8 protein-coding genes are annotated in these 8,428 nt (G+C 45.7%); 7 read left to right on the forward strand and 1 reads right to left on the reverse strand.

The features are described 5' to 3' along the window. The 7 genes from AC4E7D_RS08255 to AC4E7D_RS08285 all read left to right on the forward strand — a co-directional run. The coding region (locus tag AC4E7D_RS08255; RefSeq protein WP_490173331.1) for a MutS-related protein at window positions 1–1,807 on the forward strand (1,807 nt) is incomplete at its 5' end. 128 nt (window positions 1,808–1,935) lie between these two features. Next, window positions 1,936–2,337 carry a response regulator gene (locus AC4E7D_RS08260; protein ID WP_490173332.1) on the forward strand — a complete coding sequence of 134 codons (402 nt, stop codon included), beginning with the start codon at window positions 1,936–1,938 and terminating at the stop codon, window positions 2,335–2,337. 72 nt (window positions 2,338–2,409) lie between these two features. Continuing rightward, window positions 2,410–2,952, forward strand: coding sequence for a heme NO-binding domain-containing protein (locus AC4E7D_RS08265; RefSeq protein ID WP_490173333.1), 543 nt, complete (start codon window positions 2,410–2,412; stop codon window positions 2,950–2,952). Then, on the forward strand, window positions 2,945–5,047 hold the full coding sequence (locus AC4E7D_RS08270; protein WP_490173334.1) for a PAS domain S-box protein: 2,103 nt from the start codon (window positions 2,945–2,947) through the stop codon (window positions 5,045–5,047). Before AC4E7D_RS08265 ends, AC4E7D_RS08270 begins: the two co-directional genes overlap by 8 nt. Beyond that, on the forward strand, window positions 5,044–5,367 hold the full coding sequence (locus AC4E7D_RS08275) for an Hpt domain-containing protein (RefSeq protein ID WP_490173335.1): 324 nt from the start codon (window positions 5,044–5,046) through the stop codon (window positions 5,365–5,367). Before AC4E7D_RS08270 ends, AC4E7D_RS08275 begins: the two co-directional genes overlap by 4 nt. 2 nt (window positions 5,368–5,369) lie before the next feature. Continuing rightward, the gene (locus tag AC4E7D_RS08280; protein WP_490173336.1) at window positions 5,370–6,077 is read left to right on the forward strand and encodes a LytR/AlgR family response regulator transcription factor; all 708 of its coding nucleotides are present in this window, start codon (window positions 5,370–5,372) and stop codon (window positions 6,075–6,077) included. Window positions 6,078–6,410: 333 nt separating this feature from the next. After that, entirely contained in the window at window positions 6,411–6,848 is a 438-nt protein-coding gene (locus AC4E7D_RS08285; protein ID WP_490173337.1) for a GNAT family N-acetyltransferase, read from the forward strand. A gap of 43 nt (window positions 6,849–6,891) precedes the next feature. Here AC4E7D_RS08285 and AC4E7D_RS08290 read toward each other — a convergent pair. Continuing rightward, window positions 6,892–8,428, reverse strand: a 1,537-nt coding sequence (locus AC4E7D_RS08290; RefSeq protein WP_490173338.1) for a tetratricopeptide repeat protein, incomplete at its 5' end; no start/stop codon positions are given.

An 8,428-nucleotide genomic window follows, 5' to 3' on the forward strand; every position in this document is an offset into this window, starting at 1 on the left:
ATGGCTATCTTTGGCTACCACATCTGAAAACAGCATGCAAAATCCCAGGGAATACTATGAAAAAAGGCTTACCGAGCTGACCAAAGAAAAAGACCGGCTTTCGAAATTGCTGGTCCGTTTCAGCATAATCCGGCTGCTCGCTTTTCTATCACTGATCGCAGCCACCTATTTTTTATACGGGCAGTTACTGCCACTGATCGTGGCGATAGTAGTTTTTGGAGGAATTTTTGTTTTCCTGATACTGCATTACAATCGCTTACAGCAGCAGAAGCGAAAGCACTTATTGCTTATTGATATCAATCAGACGGAATTGCTGGTCATACAGGGTAATTTCGAACACCTCCCCGCAGGTGACGAATATGCAGATAGCGAACATCACTTTTCACATGACATTGACCTGTTTGGTGAGGGTAGTTTTTTCCAATACAGCAATCGGACAGCCCTTAAAGAAGGAGAGGAACTGCTGGCCCGTTGGTTAAAGAGCAACCACGATCAACAGATCCACTTAAAACAGGAAGCTGTAAAGGAGTTACGCGATATGCCGGATTGGCGGCAGGAATACAGTGCCACGGCCAGGATGGTGAAGTCAGAACTTTCGCCCGAACAGCTATCTAAATGGTTTCGCGAATATCAGCCGTTCTTAAAGAAGGGCTTCAAGACCATTTGCCTGGGGTTTGGCTTGCTTTCCCTTACTTTGATAACCGCTTATTTAATGGACCTCCTTTCGGGTTGGACGCTATTATTGTGGTTTTTTACCGGCCTTGGGATCTCTGGGTTCTATTTGAAACGGGTCAATACCCTGGCTTTAACTTCGTCAAAGGCACTGGAGACCTTTCAGCATTTTCATAAACTTATCCTGCTCCTCGAAACCTCCTCCTTTTCAGCGGAACTTTTAATGGATAAACAACAGATATACAAGGAACAAGGGGAGCCTGTGTCTGCTTTGGTGCGTAGGTTTGCAGATATTCTGCATGCCTTTGACCAGCGGAACAATATGCTCGTGGCAATTCTGGGAAATGGACTTTTCCTATGGGATCTTTACCAGACCTACCGCATAGAACAATGGATACAGCAGTATGGGGAAAAGGTGAAGGCCTGGTTTGACGTCCTGTATTATTTTGATGCCTGCAATAGCCAGGGCAATTTCGCCTTTAATCACCCCAGTTATGCCTTCCCCGAAGTTGCTCCTGGCAACACCCTTATCGAGGCCCGGGAAGCAGGGCATCCCTTGCTCACTGCAGAAAGCCGGATCACCAATGATTTCCAGATCCGGGAAGGGGAGTTCCACATCATCACCGGAGCCAACATGGCAGGGAAAAGTACCTTTTTAAGGACCATTTCCCTTTTGATAGTGATGGCCAATACCGGCCTGCCGGTATGCGCTGAATACATGGCCTATACCCCGATTAAATTGGTCACAAGTATGCGCACCGCGGACTCTTTGACACGACACGAATCCTATTTCTTTTCCGAACTGAAACGGCTCAAGTTTATTGTTGATGAGATTATCAAAGAGCGCTACTTTATTGTTTTGGATGAGATCCTGAAAGGCACCAACAGTACGGATAAAGCGCAGGGGTCACGACAATTTCTGGAACGTCTGGTGGCATCCGGATCTACAGGCCTGATAGCTACCCACGACCTGAGTCTCTGTGAGGCATCGGATCAGCATATAGAGCTAAGTAATTACTTTTTTGATGCTCAGATCAAGGAGGGAGAACTTTTTTTTGACTATCGCCTCAAGCCGGGGATTTGCCAGAACATGAATGCGTCTTTCCTGTTAAAGAAGATGAATATTGTACCATAATGGCCTCACATATAAATTCATTCGTCTACAGCAATCTGCCATTCGTCTACACTAAATCCTGATTCAACCGCGTTAAACCCCATAAATAAAGGATTTGAAGGAAATTAGTAGGCTAACTTAATCTTACCATGAATATTCTTTTTATTGAAGACGATGTTATCGAAACCATGAAATTGCAACGGACCATTTCCAAACTGCAATTGAAGCATAACATACGCGAAGCCAAGAACGGGGAAGAAGCCTTGAATGAATTGCGTTCTACCTCTGCACTTCCGGATATCATCCTGCTGGATCTCAACATGCCCAGGATGAACGGACTGGAATTCCTTAAGATCCTGAAGGCGGATGAGGTTCTGAAATACCTGCCTACCATCGTACTCACCACTTCGGAAAACCAGGCAGACCTTCTGGAGGCCTATCGCATTGGAATAGCGGGCTATGTAATTAAACCGCTAAAGCCCGGCGACTATGAGTCCAAGTTACAGAAAGTACTGGAGTACTGGGACATCAATGAACTCGTGAAACCCTAACAAAATCTCGCATTTCACAACATATTTTTCAACCGTTGTGCTACTTTTCTTACTTTTCAAAAAATCTAACACATGAAAGGCATTGTTTTTACAGAGTTTCTGGAAATGGTTGAGGACGAGTTCGGCCTGGAAGTCGCAGATTCCATAATCGAAAGGTCCGACCTTCCTTCTGAAGGGGTCTACACTTCGGTGGGCACCTATGATTTCAATGAAATGGTGAGCCTGCTGACGCAGTTGAGCGAAGAGGTGGATATGTCGGTCAACGACCTGCTGTATGCCTTCGGGCTGTATCTGTTCAGCAGTTTAGGGAAGGCACATCCCGAAGTGATCCAGAACTACAATTCCCCACTGGCCCTCCTCAATTCTATAGAAGACCACATCCACGTGCATGTTAGAAAGCTGTATCCGGACGCCGAACTGCCCCGTTTTAAGATCCTGGAGAAAACAGATCACTCGCTTTCCATGATCTATTCCTCCTCAAGGGGTTTGTACAGCCTGGCCCATGGCCTTATTCAGAAAACCTTTGAACATTTTCAAGGCGAAGCTGATGTAAATTACACCCTTTTGGCAGAAGACGGAACTGAAGTGAAGTTTGATATTGTTCAGCATGGATAACAAAGAAGTCATACTTCTTAAAAAAGCGCTGGAACGTCAGAAAAAAGCGCGCCAACAAGCGGAAAAGATCCTGGAGCAAAAATCCAAGGAACTCTTTGATGCCAAACAGCACCTGGAGCACGCCAATACCCGGTTAGAAACCCTGTTGAATGAAAAGACCTCTGAGCTGGATGGTGCTTTCCTTAATATTATCGACCCCTATGTAGTCATGGATCTGGAGTTCAATGTCATCAACATGAACAAGTCAGCCAAGGCCTTCCTTGGGTTTGACCACAGCAGGGAAAATATCAACCTTGGTGACCTGGTCCATGAGGATTACAAGGAATACACCGTAGAGTCCATGGCTACACTCATGGAAGTTGGGACCTTGCAGAATTACAGGGCAAAAATAGCACTGCCTGATGGTTCAGAACGGTTTGTACAGATCAATAGCAGTATGATCTACAACCAAAAGGGTAAACCCATAGCGGCACAGGGAATTATCCGGGATATTACTGAAGAGACGGAAATAAAACAGTTGCTGTCTGACCAAAAAAAACAGTTGGATGTGATCGTTGATAATTCCCCCCTGGGATTTGTATTGACTGTTGACGGGATGATCGTAAAAGCGAACAGTACCTTTTGCGACTTTTTGGGATACTCGGAACTGGAATTGTGCAAATTAAAGGTGGGCGACATCTCCTTCAAAGAAGACCTGCCCCTTTCAAAGGAATTCATGGAGAAAATGAATTCAGGGGAGGTGGATAACTTCATCATAAATAAACGCTACAAGAGGAAAGATGGGTCTATCCTTTGGGCGAAGACCAATGTGAATGCCGTACGGCACAAGAACGGGGATATCAAATATCAGCTGGCCATAGTGGAGGATATCACCGTGGAGCGTGAAAAGCAGTTGATGATCGAAGTGATCAATGATGTTGCCAAAGCCATTCTTGGTAAAATGGACATCCATGAGATCGCCTGGGAAATCACCAGGAGTATTACAGATTATCTGGGGGCAGAGGATTGCATTATCTACCTGGTGGACCACGATGGGAAAGCCCTGGAGCAAATTGCCGCCTACGGGGAAAAGATCGATCAACAGGGCAAGATCAACAATAAAATTACCCTTGACATAGGGCAGGGAATAGTGGGTGATGTGGCCCGGACAGGAAAGGCCGAGTTGATTGGGGATACCAGTAAAGACAAACGCTATGTGGTGGATGATTCGATCCGGTTTTCAGAGATCACCGTTCCCATTATATCTGAGGGGGAAGTTATTGGGGTTATTGATTCTGAACACCCGGAAAAGCACTACTACACCAAAGCGCATTTGGAAACCCTTCAAAATATCGCCCGGCTAGTGGCCATGCAACTCAAGAACGCGATCAACCTGCGGGAAAGGCAGCGTGCCGAAGAAGAAAACATACAGCTTCTGGAAGAATTGCAAAGAAGTAATGAAGGCCTCAAGGAGTATGCCCACATTGTTTCTCACGACCTAAAATCCCCACTGCGGAGCATCAATGCTTTGGCTTCCTGGTTGCACGAGGATTATGTGGAAGTCCTCGATGAGGCAGGGGTATACAACCTTAAAATGATCCAGGAAAAGACGGAGAGCATGGATAGCCTGATCAGTGGGATCCTCAAATATTCTAGCATCGAACATGAAAACCTGGAGTCACAAGCGGTGGATGTGAACGAGGTAGTTAAACATATCCGGGAGATCATTTTTGTCCCGGAGCATGTACAGATCGTGATCATGAATACCCTGCCGGAAATTGTTGCCGATCATACCAAGATCCAACAGCTTTTCCAGAACCTGATCAGCAATGCGGTCAGCCATATTGATAAGGAAGAAGGACTGGTAAAGATCAGCAGCAAAGAAACGAGTACACATTGGGAATTTCAGGTAGAGGACAATGGGGTAGGCATCGCCAAGGAGTATCACGACAAGATCTTTAAGGTGTTTCAATCTCTGAACACTAAGGAAAAATCTACAGGGATAGGCCTATCTATCGTCAAAAAAATTGTAGACCTTTATGAAGGAAAAATCTGGTTAGACTCCGAACCCGGATCGGGGACCAGTTTTCATTTTACCATAAAAAAGGAGAAATGAACGAGGAACAGCCGAACTTAACATATATCGATGAGCTTTCAGGTGATGATGCCGCCTTTAGGCAGAAATTCCTGGTTATCCTCAAGGAAGAGTTTCCCGATGAAAAGGAGGAATACCGGGAAAGCCTGAGATCGGAGGATGGGGAGCGTGCTGCCCTGATTGTTCATAAGCTGAAGCATAAATTCAACATCCTGGGATTGCATCAGGGCTATCGGCTCGCTGTAGACTATGAAAAAGCACTTTATACTGGTGATTTCGCTATGGATCCTGCCTTTAGGGATGTTTTGGCCAGAATCGAAGCCTTTTTAAAAACCATTTGACCATGAACTGTATTATTGTTGATGACGAAGCTACTGCCAGGGCCATTGTAAGCCAGTTGTGTGCCACGGTACCCGACCTTGATGTTATAGAGGAATTTTCAAACGCCATAGAGGCCATTAAATTCCTCAACCAGCACCAAATTGATGTGGTTTTCCTGGACATCCATATGCCTGGTTTTACCGGCATCGATTTTGTACAGACCCTAAAGGAAGCGCCTCAAATTGTACTGACCACCTCGGACAAGGAATTTGCGATTGAAGCCTATCAATACGAATCCATAGTGGATTATCTGGTTAAGCCCATCACTCCGGAACGCTTTGAAAAATGTATCCAGAAGGTGAAGAACCGTTTAGCCGGGCAACAGGCTAAGACACAAAGTTCAGATTCCGAAGCACAAGGGGAGGATTTATATATCAATATTGACCGCAGGCTGATCAAGCTCAAGTTTGATGAAATCCTTTTTATTGAAGCCAAGGGGGATTATATCGATATCAAAACAGAAAAGGAGGACTACAGGGTGCATACCACCCTTAAGAAAATAAAAGAAAAACTACCCGCCGAAAGGTTCCTTCAGATCCACCGTTCCTATATCATCAACTTCACCAAGATCATAGATATAGAAGACAATAGCGTACTCATCGAGAAGAACGTCATCCCGATAAGCCGTTCCAACCGGCCAGAACTTATGCGCAGGCTAAACTTGCTGTAATTGCATTTCTACGGTATTTGCATGTTGGGCTACACTTTCTGTTCATCTATCTAAGACGGGGTTTTCCGTACCCGGTAATATTGCACTTTTGAAGAAGTAAATCACAGCCCTGATCCTAGGGAAACAGGGGCTTCACTTCTGACCACCTTCTTTCTGAAAGACCTCAGGATCATGGTGATGAGAGGTTTATAGAATTAATCATCGCCCTTCCTTTCCACAGGACAAGGGAATGATATCAACGTATACTTTTGGGCGATAGCAGGGTATCCCAACCCATTCTTTCAGGGATATCCTGCTTCTTTTCTTCTTACCTTAGTTGAAAGCCTATAACCCATGCAAGTCACCCTTCTGCGCCCGGAAGATATCACCCCGGGTATAGAACACCGCATTTCTGAACTTCTGAATCAATTAAATCCAGCTCTGAATGCCGGGGAGCTAAGGCAGAGGATGGCCGGGAGTTCCAACGTATATGTTCTGTGTGCTACAGAAGGGGAGCAGTTGCTTGGCATGGCAACCCTGGTGGTTTATCATGTCTTTTCTGGTTGCAAGGGATGGATTGAGGATGTTGTGGTAGACCGCGAACATCGCAGAAAAGGTATAGCTAGGCTGCTAACCAATGAATTGATAAGACGTGCCAGGGAGCTGGGTGTAGAGGTACTACTGCTTTACACAGGGCACCACAGAGGAGGGGCCCAGCGCTTGTACGAAAGCTGTGGTTTTATCCGTAAGGATAGTTATCTCTATTTTTTGGAAACAAAAAATACCACGTGAAACAAGTCACAGGGCATGAATTTTTTCTTGCTGATTTTCTTTTTCAGCGGTGAGTTTTAAAGAGGGGAGTTTTGGCAAGTGCCCAATGCAGGTTAATACCCAGTTCTGTAAACTCAAAACCAGAAGCCACGGCGGAAGCGATATTGGAATACTTCCCATAAATTCCCAAATCAAAGCGTTGGGAAACCGTGTGTTTAAGGGAAAACTCGGCTCTAAAAATGGGGCTGTAATCTGTGTCCTCCACTTTCTGGAAGCCGCTGGCCGCTCCAAGGGTATACTGTAGGTTCTTTGCTAAACTCCCCCTGGAATCTGCAAACACCTCATAGGCCTGAAAGCTTTCCGGACTGAAATAGATCTCGGGAAGCTGCTCGCTAAAGCTTAAATACTGGTAGTTGATTCCCATTTTAAGGGCAGGTTTTTTCAACAGGGTATAATACAGTGAACTGAAGAGCAAGTTACGGTTGTTACCATCAGTTTGCCGGGTGTGCATCAGCTGGCTATACCAACCTAGATTGGCATTGGTGCCCAGGTTATAACTCAAGCCATAGTGGTTCATTGCTATCTCTCTGGAGATAAGGTCTGCATTGAAGTTCTGTACTTCACGGTTGTAGCCCAATTCCAGATTTTGCAGCTTAAAAGGTTTTAACTGCAATTTTACCCCGCTAATGGGCAGGGTGTAGGACACATTATCAGAATCACTTTTGTTCAACCCCAGATTAACATTTAGCGTCACCCCCGGAAGTAGTTGGTAGGTCATGCCCGCCTGAAACAAATGCGAGGTTGCTGCTGCACCGCTTACCGTATTTTCGGTAGAACGGTATTCGTGTGAGAACATACCTGCCAAATTGGTAGACACCGGCACCCTAAGTGAAGTCCCTTGCAAGAAGGCCGTATTATTACCATTATCATAGCTATAACCCGCCTTTTGAACCACTCCCGGACGAAACTGCCGGTTGAGCTTTTCAAGGAAAGCCTCTGCATCTTTCTGCCCAGGGAAGATCTCGAGGGTTCTGTAAGCAGCCTGATACGCTTTTTGGTAATCTCCCCTTGCGAACAGTGCATTGGCTTTTCCGAGATTTCCATCAAAAGATAGGCTGTCTGCTGCCAGCAAGCTGTTATAATTAGACAGGCTTTTCTGGAAATCTCCGGTATACATTCCTAAGGTGGCTTCCAATGCCAGGACCCATTTTGCATTGTTATTTACAGCCGCAATACTGTCCAGTTGATTTCGGACCGTCTTGTATTTTCCATTCCAGATCAGGGCTTGCAGGAAACGTTCCCAGGCAAGTTGGTGTTCAGGTGTTCCCGGAAGGTCAGCGGCTAATAATTTAGCCTCACTTGCGAAGCGAAGGGCAGGTTTATCCTGGCCTCCCATGTGTTCTAGCAGTGCAATCCCTGCCAGGGCCATCACAGAATCCTTTTTTGATATGGCTATCTCCCTGTAGGTCATCCTGGCCTCTTCCAGGGTGCCTGCCTGCAGTTGGATATTGGCGAGGCTCAGAAGTACTTCGCGATCCCCGGGTAAGTCTTTGGACAATTCTTTAAGCAATCCGATGCCTTCCTGATATTTCTTGGCTGTG

The organism is Lentiprolixibacter sp. (assembly GCF_982873095.1).